19 protein-coding genes are annotated in these 21745 nt (G+C 75.5%); 6 read left to right on the top strand and 13 right to left on the bottom strand.

All coding sequences use genetic code 11. From position 1 onward, the window contains the following. Positions 1–143: 143 nt before the first annotated feature. From ACH4PU_RS21895 to ACH4PU_RS21880, 4 genes are all read right to left on the bottom strand, one after another. Positions 144–2420, bottom strand: coding sequence for a heavy metal translocating P-type ATPase (locus tag ACH4PU_RS21895; RefSeq protein WP_398274434.1), 2277 nt, complete (start codon positions 2418–2420; stop codon positions 144–146). 75 nt (positions 2421–2495) lie between these two features. Next, positions 2496–2744, bottom strand: a complete 249-nt coding sequence (locus tag ACH4PU_RS21890; RefSeq protein ID WP_398274430.1) for a cation transporter — start codon at positions 2742–2744, stop codon at positions 2496–2498. Between the two features lie 294 nt (positions 2745–3038). Continuing rightward, on the bottom strand, positions 3039–3719 hold the full coding sequence (locus ACH4PU_RS21885) for an ABC transporter ATP-binding protein (RefSeq protein WP_398274427.1): 681 nt from the start codon (positions 3717–3719) through the stop codon (positions 3039–3041). Beyond that, the gene (locus tag ACH4PU_RS21880; protein ID WP_398274424.1) at positions 3716–4804 is read right to left on the bottom strand and encodes an ABC transporter permease; all 1089 of its coding nucleotides are present in this window, start codon (positions 4802–4804) and stop codon (positions 3716–3718) included. Before ACH4PU_RS21880 ends, ACH4PU_RS21885 begins: the two co-directional genes overlap by 4 nt. A gap of 174 nt (positions 4805–4978) precedes the next feature. Here ACH4PU_RS21880 and ACH4PU_RS21875 point away from each other — a divergent pair, with 174 nt between their 5' ends. Continuing rightward, entirely contained in the window at positions 4979–6295 is a 1317-nt protein-coding gene (locus ACH4PU_RS21875) for a sensor histidine kinase (protein ID WP_398274421.1), read from the top strand. Beyond that, positions 6292–6927: a response regulator gene (locus ACH4PU_RS21870; RefSeq protein ID WP_398274417.1), complete on the top strand. Its 636-nt coding sequence runs from the start codon at positions 6292–6294 to the stop codon at positions 6925–6927. The genes ACH4PU_RS21875 and ACH4PU_RS21870 overlap by 4 nt, the downstream gene beginning before the upstream one ends. Positions 6928–7061: 134 nt before the next feature. Here ACH4PU_RS21870 and ACH4PU_RS21865 read toward each other — a convergent pair whose 3' ends face one another. The 4 genes from ACH4PU_RS21865 to ACH4PU_RS21850 all read right to left on the bottom strand — a co-directional run bounded on the left by ACH4PU_RS21865 (position 7062) and on the right by ACH4PU_RS21850 (position 12199). After that, entirely contained in the window at positions 7062–7586 is a 525-nt protein-coding gene (locus ACH4PU_RS21865; protein WP_398274414.1) for a hypothetical protein, read from the bottom strand. Positions 7587–7648: 62 nt separating this feature from the next. After that, positions 7649–8527: a hypothetical protein gene (locus ACH4PU_RS21860; RefSeq protein ID WP_398274411.1), complete on the bottom strand. Its 879-nt coding sequence runs from the start codon at positions 8525–8527 to the stop codon at positions 7649–7651. Between the two features lie 103 nt (positions 8528–8630). After that, on the bottom strand, positions 8631–9497 hold the full coding sequence (locus tag ACH4PU_RS21855) for an ABC transporter permease (RefSeq protein WP_398274408.1): 867 nt from the start codon (positions 9495–9497) through the stop codon (positions 8631–8633). Beyond that, positions 9494–12199: an alpha/beta fold hydrolase gene (locus ACH4PU_RS21850; RefSeq protein ID WP_398274404.1), complete on the bottom strand. Its 2706-nt coding sequence runs from the start codon at positions 12197–12199 to the stop codon at positions 9494–9496. The genes ACH4PU_RS21855 and ACH4PU_RS21850 overlap by 4 nt, the downstream gene beginning before the upstream one ends. A 254-nt stretch (positions 12200–12453) precedes the next feature. On the opposite strand from ACH4PU_RS21850, the gene thrS reads away from it, so the two are divergent. After that, a complete protein-coding gene (gene thrS / locus ACH4PU_RS21845; protein WP_398274714.1) occupies positions 12454–13764 on the top strand; it encodes a threonine--tRNA ligase in 1311 nt (436 codons plus the stop codon). Positions 13765–13767: 3 nt separating this feature from the next. Here the strand turns inward: thrS and ACH4PU_RS21840 are convergent, their stop codons facing one another. Beyond that, positions 13768–14154, bottom strand: coding sequence for a hypothetical protein (locus tag ACH4PU_RS21840; protein WP_398274401.1), 387 nt, complete (start codon positions 14152–14154; stop codon positions 13768–13770). Between the two features lie 192 nt (positions 14155–14346). Between ACH4PU_RS21840 and ACH4PU_RS21835 the strand changes: the two genes are divergently transcribed. The 3 genes from ACH4PU_RS21835 to ACH4PU_RS21825 all read left to right on the top strand — a co-directional run bounded on the left by ACH4PU_RS21835 (position 14347) and on the right by ACH4PU_RS21825 (position 17326). Continuing rightward, complete coding sequence (locus ACH4PU_RS21835) at positions 14347–14919, top strand: hypothetical protein (RefSeq protein ID WP_398274398.1); 573 nt, start codon at positions 14347–14349, stop codon at positions 14917–14919. Positions 14920–15087: 168 nt separating this feature from the next. Beyond that, complete coding sequence (locus ACH4PU_RS21830) at positions 15088–16518, top strand: adenylosuccinate lyase family protein (protein ID WP_398274395.1); 1431 nt, start codon at positions 15088–15090, stop codon at positions 16516–16518. Between the two features lie 16 nt (positions 16519–16534). After that, positions 16535–17326 (top strand): methyltransferase domain-containing protein, encoded by a 792-nt coding sequence (locus ACH4PU_RS21825; RefSeq protein WP_398274392.1) that lies wholly within the window; start codon positions 16535–16537, stop codon positions 17324–17326. 3 nt (positions 17327–17329) lie between these two features. On the opposite strand, the gene serC is transcribed toward ACH4PU_RS21825, so the two are convergent. Genes serC through ACH4PU_RS21805 form a run of 4 tightly spaced genes read right to left on the bottom strand, consistent with a single transcriptional unit; the run spans position 17330 to position 21744 of the window. Further along, positions 17330–18442, bottom strand: a complete 1113-nt coding sequence (gene serC, locus ACH4PU_RS21820; protein ID WP_398274389.1) for a 3-phosphoserine/phosphohydroxythreonine transaminase — start codon at positions 18440–18442, stop codon at positions 17330–17332. Between the two features lie 4 nt (positions 18443–18446). Beyond that, on the bottom strand, positions 18447–19829 hold the full coding sequence (locus ACH4PU_RS21815; protein WP_398274386.1) for a glutamate-cysteine ligase family protein: 1383 nt from the start codon (positions 19827–19829) through the stop codon (positions 18447–18449). Further along, positions 19826–20563: an O-methyltransferase gene (locus ACH4PU_RS21810; RefSeq protein ID WP_398274383.1), complete on the bottom strand. Its 738-nt coding sequence runs from the start codon at positions 20561–20563 to the stop codon at positions 19826–19828. Before ACH4PU_RS21810 ends, ACH4PU_RS21815 begins: the two co-directional genes overlap by 4 nt. After that, a complete protein-coding gene (locus ACH4PU_RS21805; RefSeq protein ID WP_398274379.1) occupies positions 20560–21744 on the bottom strand; it encodes an amidohydrolase family protein in 1185 nt (394 codons plus the stop codon). The genes ACH4PU_RS21810 and ACH4PU_RS21805 overlap by 4 nt, the downstream gene beginning before the upstream one ends. Between the last annotated feature and the right edge of the window lies 1 nt (position 21745).

The following is a 21745-nucleotide window of genomic DNA, read 5'->3' as shown; positions in this document are numbered from 1 at the left end:
GTCCGCCCCCCCGCTATGCCCCCCGGGGGGGGGGGGGTCCCCCCGCTCTACCGTTTCAACCACCCCCGTCACCCCCCGCGCCCCCGGCGCCCCGGGCCCCCCCCCCCCCGGCCACCGCGCGGTGTCCCACGGGGTGAGGGGGCTCACTCGGCGGCGCGGAAGCTCCGGAGCCGCAGGCTGTTGCCGACGACGAAGACCGAGGAGAAGGCCATCGCCGCGCCCGCGATCATCGGGTTGAGCAGTCCGGCCGCGGCCAGCGGGAGGGCGGCCACGTTGTAGGCGAAGGCCCAGAACAGGTTGGACCGGATCGTGCCCAGCGTCCGCCGCGAGAGCCGGATCGCGTCCGCCGCGGCCCGCAGGTCGCCCCGGACGAGGGTGAGGTCGCCGGCCTCGATGGCCGCGTCGGTGCCCGTGCCCATCGCCAGCCCGAGGTCCGCCTGGGCCAGCGCCGCCGCGTCGTTGACGCCGTCGCCGACCATGGCCACCGACCGGCCCTCGGCCTGCAGCCGCTTGACGACGGCCACCTTGTCCTCGGGCAGCACCTCGGCGATCACCTCGTCGATGCCCACCTCGGCGGCCACCGCCTCGGCCACCGCCTGGTTGTCGCCGGTGAGCAGGATCGGGGTCAGGCCCAGCTCCCGCAGCCGCCGCACGGCCTCCGGGCTGGTCTCCTTCACCGCGTCGGCGACCTCCAGCACCGCGCGCGGCGCGCCGTCCCAGGCCACCAGGACCGCCGTCCGGCCGGCCGCCTCGGCCGCGTCCCGCGCCGCCGTCAGCTCGGCCGGCAGGCTCATCGCCCACTCAGCGAGGAGCTTCTCCCGGCCGACGAGCACCGCGTGCCCGTCCACGACGCCCTGCACCCCGAGCCCGGGGACGTTGGCGAAGTCCTCCGGCACCGGCAGCGTGCCGACCCGCTCGGCGGCGCCCGCCGCCACGGCCCGGGCGATCGGGTGCTCCGAGGCGTGCTCCAGCGCCCCGGCCAGCCGCAGCACCTCGTCCTCCGCCGTGCCCGCCGCCGCGGTGACGGCCAGCAGGGTCATCCGGCCGGTGGTGACGGTGCCCGTCTTGTCCAGCACGATCGTGTCCACGCCGCGCGTGGTCTCCAGCACCTCCGGGCCCTTGATCAGGATGCCCAGCTGGGCGCCGCGCCCGGTGCCGACCATCAGCGCGGTCGGCGTCGCCAGACCCAGGGCGCACGGGCAGGCGATGATCAGGACGGCCACGGCGGCCGTGAACGCGGCGGTCAGCCCGGCGCCGCTCAGCAGCCAGAAGGCCAGCGTGCCCAGGGCCAGCGCGATGACGACGGGGACGAAGACGGCGGAGATCCGGTCCGCGAGCCGCTGCGCCGCGGCCTTGCCGTTCTGGGCGTCCTCCACCAGCCGGGCCATCCGCGCCAGTTGGGTGTCGGCGCCGACCCGGGTGGCCTCGACCACCAGCCGGCCGCCCGCGTTGATCGTGGCGCCGGTGACCGCGTCGCCCACGCCCACCTCGACCGGAACCGACTCGCCGGTCAGCATCGAGGCGTCCACGGCCGAACCGCCCTCGACGACCGTGCCGTCCGTGGCGATCTTCTCCCCGGGGCGGACGACGAAGCGGTCGCCCACGGCCAGTTCCTCGGTGCGGATCAGCACCTCGCGGCCATTCCGGAGGACGGTCACCTCCTTGGCGCCCAGCTCCAGCAGTGCCCGGAGCGCCGCGCCCGCCCGGCGCTTGGACCGGGCCTCGAAGTAGCGGCCGGCCAGGATGAAGGCGGTCACGCCCGCCGCCGCCTCCAGGTAGATGTTCTCGGCGCCGTCGCCCCGCGCGATCGTCAGCTCGAAGGAGTGCGTCATGCCGGGCATGCCCGCGTGCCCGAGGAACAGCGCCCACAGCGACCACAGGAACGCCGCCGACGTGCCGAGCGAGATCAGCGTGTCCATGGTGGCCGCGCCGTGCCGGGCGTTGGTGAACGCGGCCCGGTGGAACGGCCAGGCCGCGTACGTGACGACCGGCGCGGTCAGCGTCAGGCACAGCCACTGCCAGTACTCGAACTGCAGGGCCGGGACCATCGACAGCACCACCACCGGCACCGCCAGCACCACGGCGGTGATCAGCCGCTCGCGGAGCGGGCGGAGCTCCTCGTCGGCCGCCCGGTCGGCTGCGCCCTCGTCGCCCCCGTCCTCCCCGCCGGCGGAGCGGGCCGGCGCGGGCGGCGCCGCCGTGTACCCCGTCGCCTCGACCGTGGCCACCAGATCGGCCACCGTGACGCCGGCGTCATAGGTGACCTGCGCCTTCTCGGTGGCGTAGTTGACGGTGGCCACCACCCCGTCCATGCGGTTGAGCTTCTTCTCGACACGGGCCGCGCACGACGCGCACGTCATGCCGCCGATGGCGAGTTCGACGCGGTCCGTACCGGGGGTCCCGGTGGTGATGCTGGGCATCGCTGCTCCTGTGGCTGGGGGTGTCGCCGGGGCCGGTCTGCGGGCCGGCCCCGGCGGGGGCGGGGGGTGAGGGACTCAGACGCGGCCGGCGAGCTCGTAACCGGCGTCGTCCACGGCCTCGGCGACGGCGGCGTCGTCCGGCTCGCCGGCCGTGGTGACGGTGACCCGCCCGGCGGCCACGTCGACCGCCACCTCCCGCACGGCGCCGAGGGCGCCGACCGCCTTGATGACGGCCGACTCGCAGTGACCGCAGCTCATGCCGGTGACGGCGTAGGTGGTGGTGACGACGGGGGCGGTGGTGACGGTGGCGTTGGGCTTCGACATGGGGTGCCTCCTGGTGCGCGGCTTGACCTCTGTGGGGATCTTATACCCCTGGGGGGTATCCCTCGAACATCTCTATGTATACCCCCAGGGTGTATGGCGAGCAAGGGTTCGGGGCGGATTTTCTGCTACCCCCGGGGGGTATGCCGCCCGGTGTCGTTCGGGCGCGCGCGGCAACGCCTCCTCACGCGGTCCGGAACGACGACCGGCTCCGGTGCCGCCCCGCGAGGAGGGGCGGCACCGGAGCCGGAAAGCCGGACGCGCGGGGCGGTCGGTCCGTGGCGGGGAAACGGGTCGTCAGGGCGTGCCGGGGAAACGCAGCCGCCCGTCGTGGACCTCCACGACCCGGTCGGCCGCGGCGAGGTGGGCGCGGTCGTGGGTCACCAGCACGGTGGCGGTGGCCCGTCGGCGGGTCAGCCCGGAAAGCAGGTCGACGACGCCCGCGCCGCGCTCGTGGTCCAGGGCGCTGGTGGGTTCGTCGACGAGGAGGACGGTGGGGTCGTTCATCAGGGCGCGGGCGATGTTGACGCGCTGCCGCTGCCCGCCGGAGAGCCGGTGCGGACGGCGGTGCGCCTGACCGGCGAGGCCGACGGCGTCGAGCAGTTCCATGGCGCGGCCGCGGGCCTTGGCGGGGGAGCGGCCGTCGAGGTGGGCCATGACCTGGAGCTGTTCCAGGGCGGTGAGGGAGGGGAGGAGGTTGGGCTGCTGGAAGACGATGCCGATCCGGCGGCGGCGCAGCTCGGTGAGCTCGCCACGGCTCAGGCCGGTGGTGGCCGTGCCGTCGACGGCGACGGTGCCCGCGTCGGGGGTGACGAGGGTGGCGGCGACGGCCAGCAGGCTGGACTTGCCGGACCCGGAGGGGCCGACCACGGCGGTCACGGTGCCCTTGGGGACGGCGAGCGTCACCGCGTCGAGGGCGGTCAGCCGCCCCTCCCCGTCCGGATAGGTGAGGGTGACATCGGTCAGTTCGAGGGTCATCGGGTGCTCCCCAGGGCGGTCAGCGGGTCGACGGAGGTGAGCCGGCGGACGGACAGGGCGGCGCCGAGCGCGCCGAGCGCGACCATCACCCCGGCCGGGACCAGGAGTGTGCCGGGCGTCAGGACGAACGGCACGTCCGAGCCCGCGACGACGGCGCCGAGGACGGCGGTGAGCCCGGTGCCGACCAGGGTCCCGGCGGTCAGCAGGACGAGCGCTTGCCCCAGCGCGTCCTTGAGCAGGCCGGCCGTCGAGGCGCCCAGCGCCTTCAGTACGGCGACGTCGCCGCCGCGCTGGATGGTCCACACGGTGAAGAAGGCTCCGACGACCAGCGCGGAGATCGCGAAGAGGAAGCCGCGCATCAACTGCAGCGAGCCGTTCTCCGAGGTGTAGGAGCCAATCGCGGACAACGAGTCGCCCTTGGACACCGTCTTGGTGCCCGCTGCCGCGTCGGCGGCGGCGAGGTCGGCGCCGGGGGCGGTGCGCAGGGCGACGACGGTGGCGGTCTCCTCGTCGGCTTCCCCGGAGGGCGGCGCGGCCTGCCGCCAGACGTCGAGGGTCGTCCAGACGACCGGCGTGTGGCTGAACGAGGCGTCGCCGCTGACGGCGGCCACGGTGACCGTCCGGCCCGCCAGGCCGACGGTGTCGCCCGCCGCGACGCCCAGGTCGTCCGCCGTCGAGGCCGACAGGACCACGGCGCGGCCCTCGATCCGGTGGCCCTCCGGCGCGAGCGCGGAACCGGGCCGGACGCCGAAGACGGACACGGCGGCGCTCCGCTTCCCGGCGCGCGCCTTGGTCGTGGCGATGCCCAGGGGCTCGGCGCTCCGCACCCCCGGCACCCCGGCCCACGTCCGCCACTGCCGGGCGGTGACGGTGGAGTCGGAGTACGACAGACGCGCGCCGTCGGCGGGCGCGCCGAAGGCGATCCGGTCGGCGGGCAGCGAGGTGATCGCGGAGATGTTCTCCCGGCCCAGCCCGGCGGTCAGCCCGGACAGCAGCCCTACCAGGAGGGTGATCAGCACGATGACGGTGCCCATGAGGGCGAAGCGCCCTTTGGCGAACTTCAGGTCTCTCCAGGCGACGAACACGGCTACGGCCTGCCTCTTCCTGTGGGTGGTGGGAGGGCGGCTCCCACTGTCGCCGCCGGACCCGTGCCCGGGCATCCGGCCTCGGAGGGCACTTCGCGGGCCGAAAGACGGCGGCGTTCTTGCACCTTTCGACAGAGGCCGGCCGCGGCCGCGTCTGCTTAGGCTGGGGGGACTGTGAACGCCACCGCCCGCACCGCCGTCCCGGCTCCCGCCACCCGCGCCCTGATCTGGTGCCTGCACCTGCTGGTCGCAGGCCTGCTCCTGCTGGTCGGCGGCCGCGCCGTGGCGGACGGCCGGCCGCACGCCGGATGGATCGTCGCCGTGGCGGCGGTCTGCGCCCTCGTGTACGCGGCCGGGCCGGTGCCGGCGCGCGTCCGCCGCTCGCCGCGGGACCTCCGGCTGTGGCTGGCCGCCGTCGGCGCCGTGTGGCTGGTGCTGCTGGCCCTGTCCCCCGACGCGGTGTGGGTGGCGTTCCCGCTCTACTTCCCCCAACTCCACCTGCTGCCCCGCCGTGCCGGTCTCGCGGCCGTGGCGGTCACCGCGGCGACCGCCGTCGCCGGCTTCGCGGCCCACCGAGGGTCGTTCGGCGCGGCGATGGCGATAGGCCCCGCGCTGGGCGCGGCGGTGGCCGTGGCGGTGATGTGGGGATACCAGGCCCTCTACCGGGAGAGCGAGCAGCGCAGACGCCTGATCGAGGAACTCACCGCCACCCGCGCCGACCTGGACCGGGCACAGCACACCGCCGGCGTGCTGGCCGAGCGTGAGCGCCTGGCCCGCGAGATCCACGACACCCTCGCCCAGGGCCTGACCAGCATCCAGTTGCTGCTGCGCGCCGCCGAGCGCTCCCTGCCGCAGGCCCCGGAGACCGCCGCCCGCCACGTCGACCAGGCCCGCCAGGCTGCCGTCGACAACCTCGCCGAAGCCCGCCGCTTCGTCGCGGCCCTCGCGCCGCCCGCCCTGGAGGGCACCACGCTGGCCGACGCCCTGGAACGCCTCTGCGCGACCATCGGCGCCCGGCACCGGCTCACCGTGCGCTTCCGGCTCACCGGCGCGCCCGTCCCGCTGCCCACCGCCCACGAGGTCGCCCTGCTGCGCGTCGCGCAGTCCGCCCTCGCCAACACCGTCCAGCACGCGGAGGCCGCCACCGCCTCGGTCACCCTCGGCTTCCTCCCGGGTCAGGTCACCCTCGACGCCACCGACGACGGCCGCGGCTTCGACACGGCCCACCCGCCCGTCCCCGACGGCGGCGGCTTCGGCCTACCGGCCATGCGCGCCCGCGTCGCCGCGCTCGGCGGAACGTTCACCGTCACTTCCAGGCCGGGACACGGCACGGCGTTGACCGCCCGGCTGCTGCTTGCGCCGCCCACCCCGTCGCTCACTTCGGAGGCGACCGAGACCGAGGCCCCGACCGAGGCTGACCCCTCGACCGTGACTTCGTCCGCGCCCCAGCCGTTCACCGAGCCCCTGACCGAGACCGAGGCCCGTCCGTGACCGACACCCCCATCCGCCTGCTCCTGGCCGACGACCACCCGGTGGTACGGGCCGGGCTGCGGGCCGTGCTGGAGACCGAGCCCGGGCTTGTCGTGGTGGCCGAGGCGGCCACGGCGGAGGAGGCCGTCGTCCGGGCGGCCGGGGAGGACATCGACGTCGTCCTGATGGACCTCCAGTTCGGCAAGGGCATGAACGGTGCCGAGGCGACCGCCCGGATCACCGCCCGGCCGGGCGCGCCCCGCGTGCTGATCGTCACCACCTACGACTCCGACGCCGACACCCTCCCCGCCATCGAGGCCGGCGCCACCGGCTACCTCCTCAAGGACGCCCCGCCGGAAGACCTGGCCGCCGCCGTGCGCACCGCCGCCGCCGGCCGCACGACGCTGGCCCCCGCCGTCGCCGACCGGCTGCTGAACCGGCTGCGCGCCCCCGGCACCGCCCTGACGCGCCGGGAGACCGAGGTCCTGGCCCTGGTCGCCGAGGGCCTCTCCAACCAGGCCGTCGCCGCCCGGCTGCACCTCACGGAGGGAACGGTCAAGTCCCACCTGGCCCGCGTCTACACCAAGCTCGGCGTGGACTCGCGCACCGCCGCCGTCGCCACCGCGACCGGCCTTGGCCTGATCCGCCGGTAGGCGGCCGCGCCGCGTCGCTCGCGGTCGTCACCGACGGCGCGGGGCACGGCGCCGGGCACGGTTCCCGTCATCTGCCCGGCGTGAGCCGCCGGGTCGCGTCCCCGCGACGGGCGCGGCCGACGTCCGGTGCTCCCTCACCACCCCGCGACCCCCACCACCTCCCGGGCGATCTCCCGCACCCGCCGCCCGTCCGTGGCCACCCGCACCGTGCCGGGCGGCGCCTGGGCCTCCAGAAGACGGGCGGCGTCACGGCTGCGGCGGATGTGGTGGGCGAGCCGGGTTCCGGTCTCGCGGCGGGCCAGGCGGGCGGCGGCGGTCTCGTCCGAGGCGGTGAGGAGGACGCGGACGAGACGGAGCGAACCGCCGCCCAGAGCGCGCCGGAACAGGCCGTCCTCCAAGACGCTCGCCGTGTTCGTATAGACCAGCCGGCGGTGCCCCAGCGCCGTGAAGTTCGACCACACCGCCGCCAGATTGCGCTCGGTGAGGGCCGCGCGGTGCGGGTCGTCCGGCGGGGCCGGGCTCACATGGCCCAGGTAGTCGCCGTCCAGGACGCAGTGGGGCACACCCGCCTCCTCCAGCAACGCCGAAACCTCCCACCCCACTGTCGACTTGCCGACGCCGGAGCGCCCTCCGATCAGCAGTGCCTCGTAGCCCGTCATGGGGTGATCGTGAGGTCCCGGGCCGGCCCGCCGCACATGAATTTTCCGTGGGTACGGGGTGCTCAGCGCACCGCCGGTTCCGGCGCGGGCAGGCCGATCGGGTTCGGGTAGCGGAGCGCCTCCGCGCAGGCACGGGACAGCGGGGTGAGGGCGTCCGTCAACTCCCGGAGTTCCGCGGGATCCGCGGTCCGCCACGGGCGGGCCGCCGCCCGGTCGGTCGCCGCCTCGACGGACGCGCACAGCCGGCGGCCCTCGTCGGTGGCCGTGCCGTCCGGGGCGAGGAGGCCGCGGGCGGCGAGGCGCTGGCTGGCCCCGGCCCACTCCTCGTCCGTCCAGCCGCGGTACGGCTGGAGTTCGGAGCGCGGGATGTCGAGGCCGGCCCGCAGGACCAGGGACTCGCAGCCGTCCAGGTCCGCCGCGACCAGCGCCGCCACATGGCCGTCGCCGCGGTGCTCGCGCAGCAGGGTCGCCGCGTGCCACAGCCGGTCGAGGGGGTCGACGGGGAAGCCGAGCGCCCTGTTGGCGGCGCTGAGCATCCGCCCGCCGCAGTCCAGTTCGCGGACGCGGTCCGCGAGGAGGCCGGCGGCTCTGCCCACCTCCTCGTCGCGGCCGGCGAGCAGCCGGCGCAGCGCGTTCCGGGCGCCCGCGCGCCGCAGTTCGAGGGCGCGGCCGGGGGAGACGATCTCCCAGACGGACGGCAGCGCGCCGGCGACGGTGGCCGGGGCGAAGCCGAAGAAGGAGGCGGCCACGGGCTCGGGGCCGACCGGGCCGAAGGGGGCGGCGCGGCCCGCGAAGTAGCCGCGCCGCCAGCCGCGCAGCCCCGCCTCCTCATAGGCCGCCCGCGCCTCGGGCGCGAAGTAGGTGACGGCGTGCACCGGTTCGGCCAGTCGCCAGAGGGCGCGGGCCGTGGTCTCCGGCGGGGTGGCCGCTGCGTCGTCCATGGGGAACCTCCGTAGGGGGAAAGAGATACTCACGCGGGCACGGGCCGGCCCGGCGGAACGCCCGGCCGGCCCGTCCCCAGGGGCCCGTACCCACGGCGGGCCGTCAGGAGACCACGTCCTTGCCCCGGAAGTGCCGGAACGCCAGCGCGAACAGGACCAGCGCGTACGCCACCGACACCGCCGTCCCCTTGATCATGCCGCCCCATTCGGCGTGCGGCTGGAGGACGTCCGCCCAGGCGTACTGCCAGTGCGCGGGCAGCAGGTCGCGCCAGTGGCCGAGCGCGGTCACCGCGTCCAGGACGTTGCCCAGCACCGTCAGGCCCATCGCCCCGCCGACCGCGCCGAGCGGCGCGTCCGTCACCGTCGACAGCCAGAACGCCAGGGCCGCCGTGACCAGTTGGCTGACGAAGACGTACAGGACGACGGCCGCCAGCCGGGCCACCGCCGTGTCCGCCGGCAGCGTCCCGCCGGTGGGGATCCGCAGCGGCCCCCAGCCGTACGCGGCCGAGCCCGCCGCCAGTGCCACCAGCGGCAGCAGCAGGATCGCCGCCGCGCTGAACCCCAGCGCCACCGCCAGCTTGCTCACCAGCAGCCGCGTCCGGGGCACGGGCGCCGCCAGCAGGTAGCGCAGCGACGACCAGCCCGCCTCCGACGCCACGGTGTCGCCGCAGAACAGCGCCACCGGTACCACCAGCAGGAACCCGGCCGAGACGAACAGGGCCGTGGCCGCGAAGTTCACGCCCGAGGCGGTGGCGGTGTCCATCAGCGTCACCCGCCCGTCCCGCCCGCCCGGCCGCCCGCCGATCGCGAACGCCGCGATCAGGACGAACGGCAGGACCGCCAGCACGCCCCCGACCACCAGCGTGCGCCGCCGCCGCAACTGCCGCGCCGCCTCGACCCGCAGCGGCAGCGTGCGCCCCGCCCGGTACCCGGGCGCGGCGGCCGCCGGCGTACTCGTGCCTGCGGTCATGAGGGGCCTCCGATCAGGGTCAGGAACGCGTCCTCCAGCCGCCGGTGCGGGCCCACACCCGTCACCGGAACCTCCAGCCGGACCAGCTCCACCAGCAGTTCCGGGGTGCTCGCGCCGTCGAGGCGGACCAGCAGCCCGCTCTCCGCGCGGACGGCCGACGCCACGCCGGGCAGCGCGCCGACCTTCTCGGCGACGGCCTCGGACACCTCGCCCGCCACCCCGACCAGCAGCGTCTCGCCCGAACCGGTGATCTCCGCGACCGGGCCCGCCGTCACCAGCCGGCCCCGGTCCATCACCACGAGGTGGGTGCAGCTCTGCTCGACCTCGGCCAGCAGATGGCTGGACACGATCACCGTGCGCCCGGCCGCCGCGTAACGGATCATCACCTCGCGCATCTCGCGGATCTGCGGCGGGTCCAGGCCGTTCGTCGGCTCGTCCAGGATCAGCAGGTCCGGCAGGCCCAGCATGGCCTGGGCGATGGCCAGCCGCTGCCGCATGCCCTGCGAGTACGTGCGGACGGCCCGGTCCAGCGCCGAACCCAGCCCGGCGATCTCGAGGGCCTCCTCGGCGTGCGCGTCCTCCGCCGGGCGGCCGGTGGCCCGCCAGTACAGGTCCAGGTTGGCCCGGCCGGACAGGTGCGGCAGGAAACCCGCGCCCTCCACGAACGCCCCGACCCGCGACAGCACGGGCGCGCCCGGCCGGATCGCGTGCCCGAAGACGCGCACCTCGCCGCCGTCCGGCCGGATCAGCCCCATCAGCATCCGCAGCGTCGTCGTCTTGCCCGCGCCGTTCGGCCCGAGCAGCCCGAGCACCTGGCCGCGCTCCACCCGGAACGACAGATCGCGGACGGCGTACCGGTCCGCCGACTTGGCGTACCGCTTGCTCAGCCCGTCGATGACCAGCGGGACGTCCGCGAGCGCGGGGTCCGGCGCGGGGACGGGACCCCGCCGCCGGCCGGTCAGCAGCAGCGCGGCGGCGACCACCAGCCCGCCGGCCGGCAGCCCCCACGTCCACCAGGGCAGCGCCGCCGAGCCGGTGCGGACGCCGGGCGCGGTGGGCACGCTCAGCTCGCGGTCCGCGAGGGAGACGGTGTACGCGGCCGGGGCCGCCGGCGAGGCGTAGCCGAGGTCGGTCGAGGAGAGGACCAGCCGCATCCGGTGCCCGGCCTCGAAGACGTGGTCGACCGCGGGCAGCCGCACCTCCACCGTCCGGCCGCCCTTGGCGTCCGTCACCCGCAGCGGGGTGACCAGCTGGCCGGGCAGCTGCTGCCGCCCGTCCGGACCCACGTCGTACACCTTCGCGAACAGCACGGCCTCGCCGCTGTCCGAGGCCACCCGGACCCGCGCGACCGGCGTGCCGGTGGCGCGCACGCTCTCGGTGAGCTTCGGGGAGTCGAAACGGGCGTACTGGCCCGGGAAGTCGAGGGACACCCCGACGCCCAGGCCGGAGAGGCGGGAGAGCCCGCCGAGCCCCGGCACGGCGGACACCGCGGGCGGCGAACCGCCCGCCGGGTTGCCGAAGCGCTGCTCGCGGCCGGTCAGCGGCACCGGCCGGGGGTCGTCGCGCAGGCCGGGATAGCGGCCGGCCGTCGCGCCGCGCAGCCGCGCGGTGCCGTCGGTGGTGTCCAGGCCGCCGGTCCGGCTGATCCGGAACGCGGGCCCGGTGCCGGCGCCCTCGTCGTCCTTGAGGTAGCGGTCGAACCAGGCGCGGGTACGGCCGGCGACGCGGCTCTCCTCGTCGGAGCCGCCGGTGTCGTGGCCGCCCGCGATCCAGTCGACGGCCACGGGCGCGCCGTTGCGGGCCAGGGCCTCGGCGGCCCGGTCCGACTCCGTGAGCGGGAACAGCGAATCGCTCTGGCCCTGGACGAGCAGAGCCGGCACCTTGATCTGCCGGGCCACGGCCGACGGGCTGCGGCGCTCCAGCAGCGCGCGGGCGTCCGCGTCCGGCCGCCCGGCGACGGCGACCCGCTCGTACATCGCGCACAGCTCCGGTTCGAAACGGCCGCAGCCGCCGCCGGAGCCCTTCGCTCCGGAGGTGGTGGAGGTGGAGCCGGTGGTGAAGAAGACGCCCGCCCAGAGCTTCTTGAACACGTCGTTCGGGAAGAGGGCGCTGTTCAGGTCCCAGTAGGTGATCTCCGGGGCGATCGCGTCGACGCGCTTGTCGTGCCCGGCCGCCAGGAGGGCGACGGCACCGCCGTACGAGGCGCCCGCGATGCCGACCCTGGGGTCGCCCTCGCGGTCGAGCCGCACCTCCGGGCGCTTGGCCAGCCAGTCGATCAGGCGGCTGACGTCGGCGACCTCGCGGTCGGGGTCGTTGAGGCCGATGCGGCCGGTGGAGTCGCCGAAGCCGCGGGCGGACCAGGTGAGGACGGCGTAGCCCTGCCGCGCCAACTCCTCGGCGCGGTCGCGGAGATCGTCCTTGTCGCCGCCGAAGCCGTGGGCGAGGAGGACGGCGGGTCTGCGGCCGGAGCCGCCCGCGGTGAAGAACGACGTGTCCACGCGGACCGTTGCCTTGGCGCCGCCGGTCGCCGACTCCGGCATCGTGAGGAACCGGTCCTCGCGGTGCACCGGGGGGTCGCCGTCGGTGGCCTCCGCCGCTGTCCAGGTGCCGGCGGCGGCGAGGACGCCGAGCGCGGCCAGGGCGGCGGTCAGGCGGCCGCGGCCGCGGCTTGGGAGCCGGGGGCGGGGCAAACGCAGCTTCATGCCGCGAATGGTATGCGGCGTGCTGCGCGGGCCGGGCGGATGGGGGTTGCCCCGGCCCCGCCCTTTTACCGTTTCTCGCAGGGGCTCCGCCCCCGCACCCCCGAAACCGCGCTCCGCGCGGTTGTCCTCAAACGCCGGACGGGCTGGAAGGGGGCTGACGTACAAGCCCTTCCCTGTTAACTTGATCCCCATGCAGCGCGCCTACCAGCACTCCACGACGACGCCGGATCCGTCCCGGCGCGCTGACAGCTGACATTGTCCGAAGCCCCGGGGCGAGTGCCCCGGGGCTTCGTGCTGCTGCGGTCACTCGCCTCACCGCTCCTGAGGAGACCGCCGTGCACGACCACCGCCGACTCGGCCGTGAGCTCGACCTGTTCGACACCGATCCGCTGATGGGCGCGGGCCTCCCGTACTGGCTCCCCGACGGCGCCGCCGTGCGGCACGCGCTGGAGGGGTACATCCGGGAGGCCGAACGCCGGGCGGGGTACCGGCACGTGTACTCGTCCGTGCTCGGGAAGCGGGAGCTCTACGAGATCTCGGGCCACTGGGCGCACTACGACGACGACATGTTCCCGCCGATGGACCTCGGCGGCGAACAGGTCGTGCTGCGGCCCAGCATGTGCCCGCACCACGCGCTCATCTACCGCTCCCGCTCCCACAGTTACCGCGAACTGCCGCTGCGCGTCGCCGAGCTGGGCGGCATGTACCGTTCCGAACTCTCGGGCGTCCTCGGCGGGCTGACCCGGGTCCGGGCGATCCAGCTCAACGACGGGCACATCTTCTGTACCCTCGACCAGGTCGCGGACGAGGCCGCCGGCGCGCTGGAGATGATTGGCCGGGCGTACGAGGCGCTGGGCATCGTCCCCGCCCGCTACCGGCTGTCCCTTCCCGGGCCGGGCGGCAAGTACGTGGCCGCGCCGGAGCTGTGGGAGCGGTCCGTCGCCCTGCTCACCGACGTCCTGGACCGGTCCGGGCTGCCGTACGAGGCGGCCGAGGGGGAGGCCGCGTTCTACGGGCCGAAGATCGACGTGCAGATCGCCGACGCGGCGGGCCGTGAGGCGACCCTGTCCACCGTCCAGATCGACTTCCACCAGCCCGAGCGGTTCGACCTGCACTACATCGGCGCGGACGGCGCCCGGCACCGCCCGGTGATGGTCCACCGCGCGGTCATCGGCAGCGTCGAACGGGCGGTGGCCCACCTCATCGAGGCGCACGGCGGGGCCTTCCCCGCCTGGCTCGCCCCCGTCCAGTTGGTCCTCCTCCCCGTCTCGGAGGCGGAGCTGCCCGCCGCGGAGTCGCTCGTCCGGCGCTGTCTGGAGCTCGGCCTCCGCGCCGAGGTCGCCGCACCGGACCGCGGCACCCTCGGCGCCCGGATCCGGGAGGCCCGGCTCGTCCCGTACCAGGCCGTCCTCGGCCCCCGGGAGGCCGCCGCCGGGCAGCTCGCCGTCCGGCTGCGCGACGGCCGCAGGCTCGCGCCGCTGCCCGCCGACGCGTTCCTGTCCCGGGTCCTGGGCCTGGTCGAGGCGCACCGCACCGATCTGTGGGACGAGCCGGCGGCCGGGTGACGGTCAGAGCGCGTACGGGTACAGGGCCACCCGCGCGGCCGGGCACCGCAGCTCCACCCACCCGCCGTCGGCGGCGTCCGGCAGCGGCCCGGTGACGTCGAGGAGGACGATCGCCGGGCCCCAGGCGAGCCACGCCGTGCCGTCCGCGCCGGCGTGGAGGCGTCCGCGCAGCACCACCCGGTCGCCCTCCGGCCACAGGCCCGGCGCGGGCACGGCGGCCGGGCGGGTGTTCCGCCCCCACGCGACGTCGTCGTCGACCGCCCACTCCACGGGGTACGCGCCGTCGGCCGCGCCGGGCGGGCCGCACCAGCGCACGACGGCCCGCCCCCAGGCCGTGCGGACGCGTGCCCGGGGCGGGTCGTCGCGGAGGAGCCGGACGGCGGCGCGCATGCCCCGATGATGCCGGACGCCGCCGCCGGCACCCGCCGCGCGGGGGAGCCGCGTTCCGCCGCGAGGCGGAGGGGCATCGGCTCCGGGGACGAGGCGCCGCCCGCGCGGGCGGCGGCAGAGTGGTGTCTGGCCGGGGGAGAGCCCCGGCGGACCGCCTCACCGCCCGTGTCACCGCCCGTCAGGAGAACCCGCATGTCCCGCGCCCGCCGTCCCCTCACCGCCGTCGCCACCGCCCTCGCCGGCGTCACGGCGATGGCCCTCACCACCGGCGCCGCGAGCCCGGCCACGGCCGACGGCCCCGGACGGACCGCCGCCGCCCGGACCGCCGACGAGCCGTCGCTCACCGGCACCGGCAAACTCGCGCGGAAGCCCGGCGACGACGTCCACTTCACGTTCGACGCCCACGGCTTCCTCGACAAGGCGCACGGCACCTTCCAGGTGAGCCACCGCTACGGCCCCCGGTGGAGCGCCGCCTTCAAGGGCCGCATCGACTGCCTCGTCACCGGCGGTCCGGTCGCCGTCGCCACGGGCGTCGTCACCGAGTCGCACGTCACCGACGCGCCCGGAATGCCGAAGATCGGCGACCTCAAGGGCAAGCGGTTCGGGTTCACCGTCCTCGACCAGGGCCGTAAGGACCGGCTCGGCTACAGCTGGGCCCTGGACGGGCTGCCGCGGAACAGCGTGCCGCAGTGCGTGGGCAGCGCGCCGTTCGAAACCCTGGCGAAGGGCGACTACAAGGTCCACCACTGGATGCCCCGGCGCTGACGTCGGTCCGGGGCGCCCGCGCGCGGCTCCCGCTCCGGAGGGGGGAGCGGGAGTCGTACGCGGGCGCCCCACGCCCTTGTCACCCCGGCACTCGAGTGCTGGCATGGAAGCCGGCCGCGCTCCGCGGCAGCCTGCGGGCACCCCCCCCACGGACCACGGCGAGGTTCCATGGACATTCCGTCAGCCCCGCCCGCTGCGGCGCACTGCGCCCACGACCGCGGACACGTCGTCGACTCCCTGTTCCACGGCAACGCCTACGGCACCCCGGCCAGCCGCCGGATCTTCTGCGACCGCTGCCGGCTGCAGCGGTGGCTGTACGTGGAGGCGGTGCTGGCCGCCAGCCAGGCCGAGACCGGGATGCTGCCCGCCGCGACGGCCGAGGAGATCGTCCGCGCCTGCGCGCCGGGCCGGGTCGATCTCGACGCGCTCGCGCCCGAGTTCCGGCGCACCGGGCACTCGCTGGTGCCGCTGCTGCGCGGGGTGGAGGCCGTCTGTACCGGGGGCCTGGGCGAGATGGTGCACCTGGGAGCCACCACCCAGGACATCCAGGACACCGCCCAGGCCCTGGAGATGCGCGACGTCCTGGACGAGGCCGACCGTGAACTGGCCGCCATGGTGGCGCGCCTGGCCGACCTCGCGGAGGAGCACCGCGACAGCCTGATGACCGGGCGCAGCTACGGGCAGCCCGCCGTTCCCATCACCTTCGGGCTGAAGGCGGCGGGCTGGCTGGACGAACTGCTGCGGCACGCGCGGCGGCTGGCGCGGCTGCGCCGGGAGACGCTGGTGGCGCAGCTGTTCGGCGGGGCCGGCACCATGGCGGGGTTCGGGCCCGGGGGCGCGGCGCTCCTCGACGTGTTCGCGCGGCGGCTCGGGCTCGGCGTACCGGACGTCTGCTGGCACACCGCGCGCGACCGGCCGGCCGAGTTCGGCACCGTCCTGGCCATGCTCGCGGCCGGCCTGGCCCGGGTCGCCAACGAGGTGCACACCCTGTCCCGGCCGGAGATCGGGGAGCTCGCCGAAGGCTGGGAGTACGGGCGGGTCGGCAGCAGCACCATGCCGCACAAGCGGAACCCCGAGCGCTCCGCGCAGGTCGTCGTCCTCGCCCGGCTGGCCCGGGCCAACGCGGCGCTCGGCATCGAGGGCATGGTCCAGGAGCACGAGCGCGACGCCCGGGGCCTGCGCATGGAGTGGGTCGCGCTCGCCGACGTCTCCCACCACACCCTCGCCGCCCTCGCCGCGCTCAACGCCGTCCTCACCGGCCTGCGGGTGGACCGCGAGCGGATGGCCGGGAACGCCCGGCGGATGGGCGAACAGCTCTGCAGCGAGACCCTGATGCTCGCCCTCGGCCGCGCGATCGGCAAACAGAGCGCCCACGCCCTCGTCTACGAGGCGAGCCAGCACGCCCAGGACGACGGCGGCTCCCTGCGGGCCGCCCTCGCGCAGCACGGCGTCGTGGGCCGGTACGTCGACGCCGCAGCCCTGGAGGAGCACCTCGACCCCGCCCGCTACCTGGGCGCGTCCGGGGAGCTCACCGACCGCACCGTCGAACGGGCGCGGCGCTGGCTGGCCGCCGCCGCACCGGCACCCGCCCACCGCTGACGTCCCGGAGGCCCGTATGACCGGCTACCTGCGCTTCGACGGCGACCGCGCCACCGAGGCCGACGCCGAGGCGCACACCCCCGAACTCACCGGCCAGCGCGCCCACCTGCGCTCGCTGCTCGCCCTCCGCCCCGGGGAGCGCGTCCTCGACGCCGGCTGCGGGCCCGGCTACCTGCTGGAGGAGATGGCCCGCGAGACCGGCCCGGACGGCGTCCTCCGGGGCGTCGACGTCAGCGCGTCGATGCTGGATCTGGCCCGGCGGCGGTGCGGCGGCGACGGCCGCGTCGGCCTGGAGGAGGGCCGGTGCGAGGAACTGCCGTTCCCGGACGGCTCGTTCGACGCGGTCGTCTCGTCGCAGGTGCTGGAGTACGTCGAGGACGTCGAGGGCGCCCTCGCCGAGTTCGCGCGCGTGCTGCGCCCCGGCGGCCGGGTGGTGGTCCTCGACACCGACTGGGACTCGCTGGTGTGGCACACCCGTGACCGCGCCCGGATGCGGCACGTGCTGCGGCTGTGGGACGACCACGTGGCCGACCCGCGGCTGCCCGAACGGCTGGGCCCGCTGCTGGCGGGGGCGGGGCTGCGGGAGGAACGGCTGACGACCCTGACGTTCGTCAACCGCGCCTGCCACCCCGGCGTCTACAGCCACTGGCAGCTGGGGTTCGTCGAGGCGTTCCTCGCCGGGCACCCCGGGGCCGACCCGGAGACCACCCGCGCCTGGGGCGACGAGCAGCGCGAACTGGCGCGCACCGGGCGGTTCTTCTACAGCCTGGGCCGCTACGCGTTCACCGCCGTCCGGCCCGCCGGCTGACCGTCACCCTCGGGTGCGCTCGTACTCGCGGAGGAAGCCGGCCAGGGCCCGGACGCCGGCCGGGGGCATCCCGTTGTAGACCGAGGCGCGGACGCCGCCGACGCTGCGGTGGCCGGCGAGCCCCCGCAGGCCCTCCGCCTCCGCGCGGCGCAGGAAGTCGGCGGTGGCCGGGGCATCGGGCAGCCGGAAGGTGATGTTGGTGACGGACCGGTGGCCCGGATGCGCGGTCGGGCGGTAGAACGCCGACCGGTCCAGCTCCCGGTAGAGCAGATCCGCCTTGTCCTGGTTGGCGCGCTCGACAGCCTCCAGGCCGCCCTGCTCCCTGACCCAGTCCAGGACGAGGGAGAGGACGAACAGGGCGAAGGTGTTGGGCGTGTTGTGCAGCGAGCGGCTCCCGGCGTACACCGCGTAGTCCAGCAGGAGCGGCGTCCCGGGCAGGGCGTGGCCGAGCAGGTCGTCCCGGATGACGACCAGGGCCAGGCTCGACGGGCCGAGGTTCTTCTGGAAGCCCGCGTAGACGACGCCGAAGCGGGAGAAGTCCAGCCGCCGGGAGAGGACGTCGGAGGTGGCGTCGGCCACCAGCGGGGCGGGGAGGCCGCGCGGGAAGGAGTGCCAGCGGGTGCCGTACACGGTGTTGTTGCTCGTCAGGTGGACGTACGCGGCGTCCGGCGGGCAGTCCTCCGGATGGACGGGCGGGATCCGGTCGAAGCAGGTGTCCGCGCTGCTGGCGATCACGGCGGCCGTGCCGTAGCGGGCGCCCTCCGTCCGGGCCTGCCGGGCGAAGAAGCCGGTCTCGACGTAGCCGGACGTGCGGCTCGGCGAGCGGGAGACGAGGTTGAGCGGCACGGCGGAGCACTGCATGCGCGCGCCGCCGTGCACGAACAGCACGTGATGGCCGTCGGGTATCCCGCACAGCTCCCGGAAACGGGCCACGGTCGACTCCAGCAGCGCGGTGAACCGGGGGCTCTTGTGGCTGATCTCGACGATCGAGGTGCCGTCGTCCGCGTGCGCCGCGAACTCCTCGCGGACCCGGCGCATCACGGACCGGGGCAGCGTCGCCGGCCCCGCGCAGAAGTTGTACGCGTACCCGTCCGCACCGCGCCCGCCGCTGGCCATCGCGTCACAACCGCAGCCGGTCGACGAGCGCCTCGATGCCGTGCCGCTCCAGACAGGCGACGGTGTCGGCCGACGGGCTGGTGCGGTCAGCCAACCGGCGGGCCAGCGGCGCCAGTTCGTCCGCCGGTGCCACCGGATCGCGCCGCAGCGAGGCCTCCGCCAGGTCGAACGCCGCCGCCCCCCACTCGGGGAGCGGCCGGCCGCGCAGCCGGGCCGACCAGCCGTGCGCCAGGACGTCCTCCGTGGCCGACCGGACGTCGTCCAGCGTCCACTCCGCGGTCAGGGCGCGGCAGCCGTCCAGGTCGCCCAGCCAGCCCAGGAGCATCGCCAGCCACGCGAACGTCTCGGCCCGCCCCATCGTCGGCAGGTGCCGGATCTCGACGAAGCAGCCGTGCCCGCCGTCCGCCAGGACCTCCTCGGCCCGCCCGGCGGCCACCGCGGCGACGATGTTCGGTACTTCGAGGGACTCGTCCAGGCGCAGCCGGATCCGGACGGCCGGCCAGTAATAGACCAGTCCGGTGGCCAGGTCGGCGGGCGTGCAGCGCAGCGTCCGCTTCACGCCCCGCTGGTCCATGAAGTCCGCCCGGCCGGCCGCCGCGAACTCCGCCGTGGTCAGCCCGGCGTCGACCGGGCTGTGGACCGCGCCCTCCCGCTCCACCTGGAAGACCGGGCGCGCCCACGCCTCCCGTACGTAGTCGGACAGGTCGCGGTAGAGGTGGTGGGGGAGGAGCAGTCGGTGCGCGAAGAACGGGTTGGACGCGGCGAGTTCGGTGTAGCCGCGGAGCCGGAGGGAGTGCCACGGCCGCACGGCTCCGCCGAAGACCGTGTCGTTGGACCCCCAGGCGAAGAGCAGCGGCGTGAGCTTGATCAGCGTGTCGCAGGCGGTGACGGCCGCGTCCAAGGGGACGTCGACGTTGAACTGCGCCGCCGCGAAGCCGGGCCACGCGTCGGCCGCGTAGTGGCCCGGGTACCGCTCGGCCCGCTCCAGCCAGAGCCGGTAGTGGGCCTTGTCGGCGAGCCAGGGCGCGCCCAGGGTCTCCGTCCGCGGCTGGCAGCCGTGGCCCAGCGCCGACAGCCCCTCCGCGGCGAGGGCCGGCAGCAGCACGTCGTCCAGGCAGGCGTGCCACGCCGCCTTGGCCCGGGCGAAGCCCTCCTCCGGCGGCAGGGCCGTCTCGACGGTGCAGAACCCGTAGTCGGTGCCGATGTCGAGCGTCCCGCCGGGGAGCGCCGCCCGGACGCCCAGGGGATCCCCGCCCGGCCGGTCGGCATACGGGCGGAAGCCGTCCCGCCCGGCGAGGCGGCGGAACACGGCCTGGACCGCCTCGCGCCCGGCCGCGAAGCCCTGCCGGTCGACCACGGGCAGTTCCGACTCGATGCCGATCTTCATCTGTGCGGGCCTCCGTCGCGCGGGGTGGGGGTGACGGGGGACACGCTAGGGGCGGTGGGGACGGAGCGCTCGTCGATGAGCCGGTCTTCACACTTGACAGTGACCTCCAGGCCCGCGCCGACGGGCACCACTTGACTGCGGGCGTCGGACAGCCCGGCGATGCGCCGCCGGTAGCCGGCGATCACCACCGCGTTCTTCTTCGGGGTCAGGATGTTGTCGGCCACGACCAGCCCGCCCGGCGCCACGGCCGGCCAGCACGCCTCGAAGTCGCGCACGTACAGCTCCTTCCAGTGGTCCAGCAGCACCAGATCGAGCGGCGCGGGCAGGGCGGGGACGAGCTCGGGCGCCTCGCACGCCGTCAGTTCGACGACGTCCTCCAGCCCGGCCGCCCGCAGGTTCGCCCGCTGCTCGGCCCGCTTCCCCTCGACCGGCTCGATGGAGTACACCCGGCCCCCGGTCGCCCGGACCGCCTCGGCCAGCCAGACCGTCGAGTAGCCCACCGACCCGCCGACCTCCAGCACGGTCCGCGCCCGGACGGACCGCACCAGGATGTTCAGGAACAGGCCCGCCTCCGGGCCGACGTCCAGCATGAACGAGGCCGTCCGCCCGCGCAGCGCCCCGGCCGCCCGCAGCGCCTCGACCTCCGCCCGCTCCCGGCGCGACCGCTCCTCCAGGGCCCGGAGGACGGCCGCGACGCGCGGGTCGAGGCGGGCGTGCGGGGCCCCGTCGGTCACGGGACGGCCGGGTCCTCGGCCGCGGCGCCGTAGAACCGGCGGGCGTTCTCGTACAGGATCTTGCGCTTCTGCTCCTCGCCGACGTCCTTGCGGTCCGTCAGCCCGGTGACCGCCCCCGGGAACGTGGCGTCGAAGTGCGGGAAGTCGCTGGCGAACAGCAGATTGTCCTCGAGCCCATGGTCGATCAGCATGGGCAGCATCGGGTCCTCGGGCTCGACGCCGAGGTAGCACTGGCGCTTGAAGTACGTGCTCGGCGCCTCCGGCAGCGGGGGCCGGTCCTTGGCGAACTGCAGCACGTGGTCGTCCATCCGGTGCAGCCAGAACGGCGCCCAGCCGCCGCCGCTCTCCATGAACGCGAACCGCAGCCCCGGGAAGCGTTCCAGCACCCCGCCGGTGATCAGCAGCATCACCGCCGTCATGTGTTCGAACGTGTGGCTGACCAGGTGGCCCTGCATCATGTCGTGCGTCCGCTCGGTGCCGATCCGCGGGATCTTCGCGACCCCGAACCCCTCGTGGAACGCCACCGCCGTGCCGTGCCGCTCGCACTCCTCCCACAGCAGGTCGTAGACCTCGTCGTCGACGTTCGTGCCGGCGACCGTGTTGGGCCGCAGGATGACGGCCCGCACGCCCTTGGCGCGCACCCGCCGCAACTCCTCGACGGCGAGCACCACATCGTGCTGCGGCAGCACGGCCACCGGGACCAGCCGCTCGGGAGCGGCGGCGCAGTAGGAGACCGCGTAGTCGTTGTACGCCGCGGCGAGCGCGGCGGCGAAGGCCGCGCTGCGCAGCGCGGGCAGCAGCCCCAGGACCTTGGACGGGAAGACGAACGCCTTGTCGATGCCCTCGTGGTCCATCGCGGCGATCCGGTCGCGGGGGTCGAGCCCGCCGCGTTTCAGCGCGCTCAGCACCTCCACCACGGCCGGGTCGTCCAGCGCCCAGCTGCCGGGCGTGTAGGTGGCCCCCTGGGTGCTGCCGAACCAGGCCGCCTGGGTGGGACGGCCGTGGAAGGTGGGCGACGGCGTCTCGATGATCCGGCCCTCGGCGACGAGCACGCCGTCCTCGTAGCGGGGCATCCACGGCGCGTACTTCTCCGGAAGGCTGTCCCGCCACCAGACGTCGGAGTCGGGGAGCACGATGTGGCAGTCGGCGTCGAGCACAGGATGATCAGGGCGTGCGGTCATG

Origin of the sequence: Streptomyces sp. NPDC021100, assembly GCF_044333095.1 — a bacterium.
Taxonomy (GTDB): Bacteria; Actinomycetota; Actinomycetes; order Streptomycetales; family Streptomycetaceae; genus Streptomyces.
This window is presented reverse-complemented; position numbering and strand designations above follow the sequence as displayed.

What these genes read in the sequence shown, in the direction of transcription:
- ACH4PU_RS21895 (WP_398274434.1), bottom strand. Translation starts at nt 2,420, where the DNA reads ATGCCCAGCATCACCACCGGGACCCCCGGTACGGACCGCGTCGAACTC.
- ACH4PU_RS21890 (WP_398274430.1), bottom strand. Translation starts at nt 2,744, where the DNA reads ATGTCGAAGCCCAACGCCACCGTCACCACCGCCCCCGTCGTCACCACC.
- ACH4PU_RS21885 (WP_398274427.1), bottom strand. Translation starts at nt 3,719, where the DNA reads ATGACCCTCGAACTGACCGATGTCACCCTCACCTATCCGGACGGGGAG.
- ACH4PU_RS21865 (WP_398274414.1), bottom strand. Translation starts at nt 7,586, where the DNA reads ATGACGGGCTACGAGGCACTGCTGATCGGAGGGCGCTCCGGCGTCGGC.
- ACH4PU_RS21860 (WP_398274411.1), bottom strand. Translation starts at nt 8,527, where the DNA reads ATGGACGACGCAGCGGCCACCCCGCCGGAGACCACGGCCCGCGCCCTC.
- ACH4PU_RS21855 (WP_398274408.1), bottom strand. Translation starts at nt 9,497, where the DNA reads ATGACCGCAGGCACGAGTACGCCGGCGGCCGCCGCGCCCGGGTACCGG.
- ACH4PU_RS21850 (WP_398274404.1), bottom strand. Translation starts at nt 12,199, where the DNA reads ATGAAGCTGCGTTTGCCCCGCCCCCGGCTCCCAAGCCGCGGCCGCGGC.
- ACH4PU_RS21840 (WP_398274401.1), bottom strand. Translation starts at nt 14,154, where the DNA reads ATGCGCGCCGCCGTCCGGCTCCTCCGCGACGACCCGCCCCGGGCACGC.
- ACH4PU_RS21835 (WP_398274398.1), top strand. Translation starts at nt 14,347, where the DNA reads ATGTCCCGCGCCCGCCGTCCCCTCACCGCCGTCGCCACCGCCCTCGCC.
- ACH4PU_RS21830 (WP_398274395.1), top strand. Translation starts at nt 15,088, where the DNA reads ATGGACATTCCGTCAGCCCCGCCCGCTGCGGCGCACTGCGCCCACGAC.
- ACH4PU_RS21825 (WP_398274392.1), top strand. Translation starts at nt 16,535, where the DNA reads ATGACCGGCTACCTGCGCTTCGACGGCGACCGCGCCACCGAGGCCGAC.
- serC (WP_398274389.1), bottom strand. Translation starts at nt 18,442, where the DNA reads ATGGCCAGCGGCGGGCGCGGTGCGGACGGGTACGCGTACAACTTCTGC.
- ACH4PU_RS21815 (WP_398274386.1), bottom strand. Translation starts at nt 19,829, where the DNA reads ATGAAGATCGGCATCGAGTCGGAACTGCCCGTGGTCGACCGGCAGGGC.
- ACH4PU_RS21805 (WP_398274379.1), bottom strand. Translation starts at nt 21,744, where the DNA reads ATGACCGCACGCCCTGATCATCCTGTGCTCGACGCCGACTGCCACATC.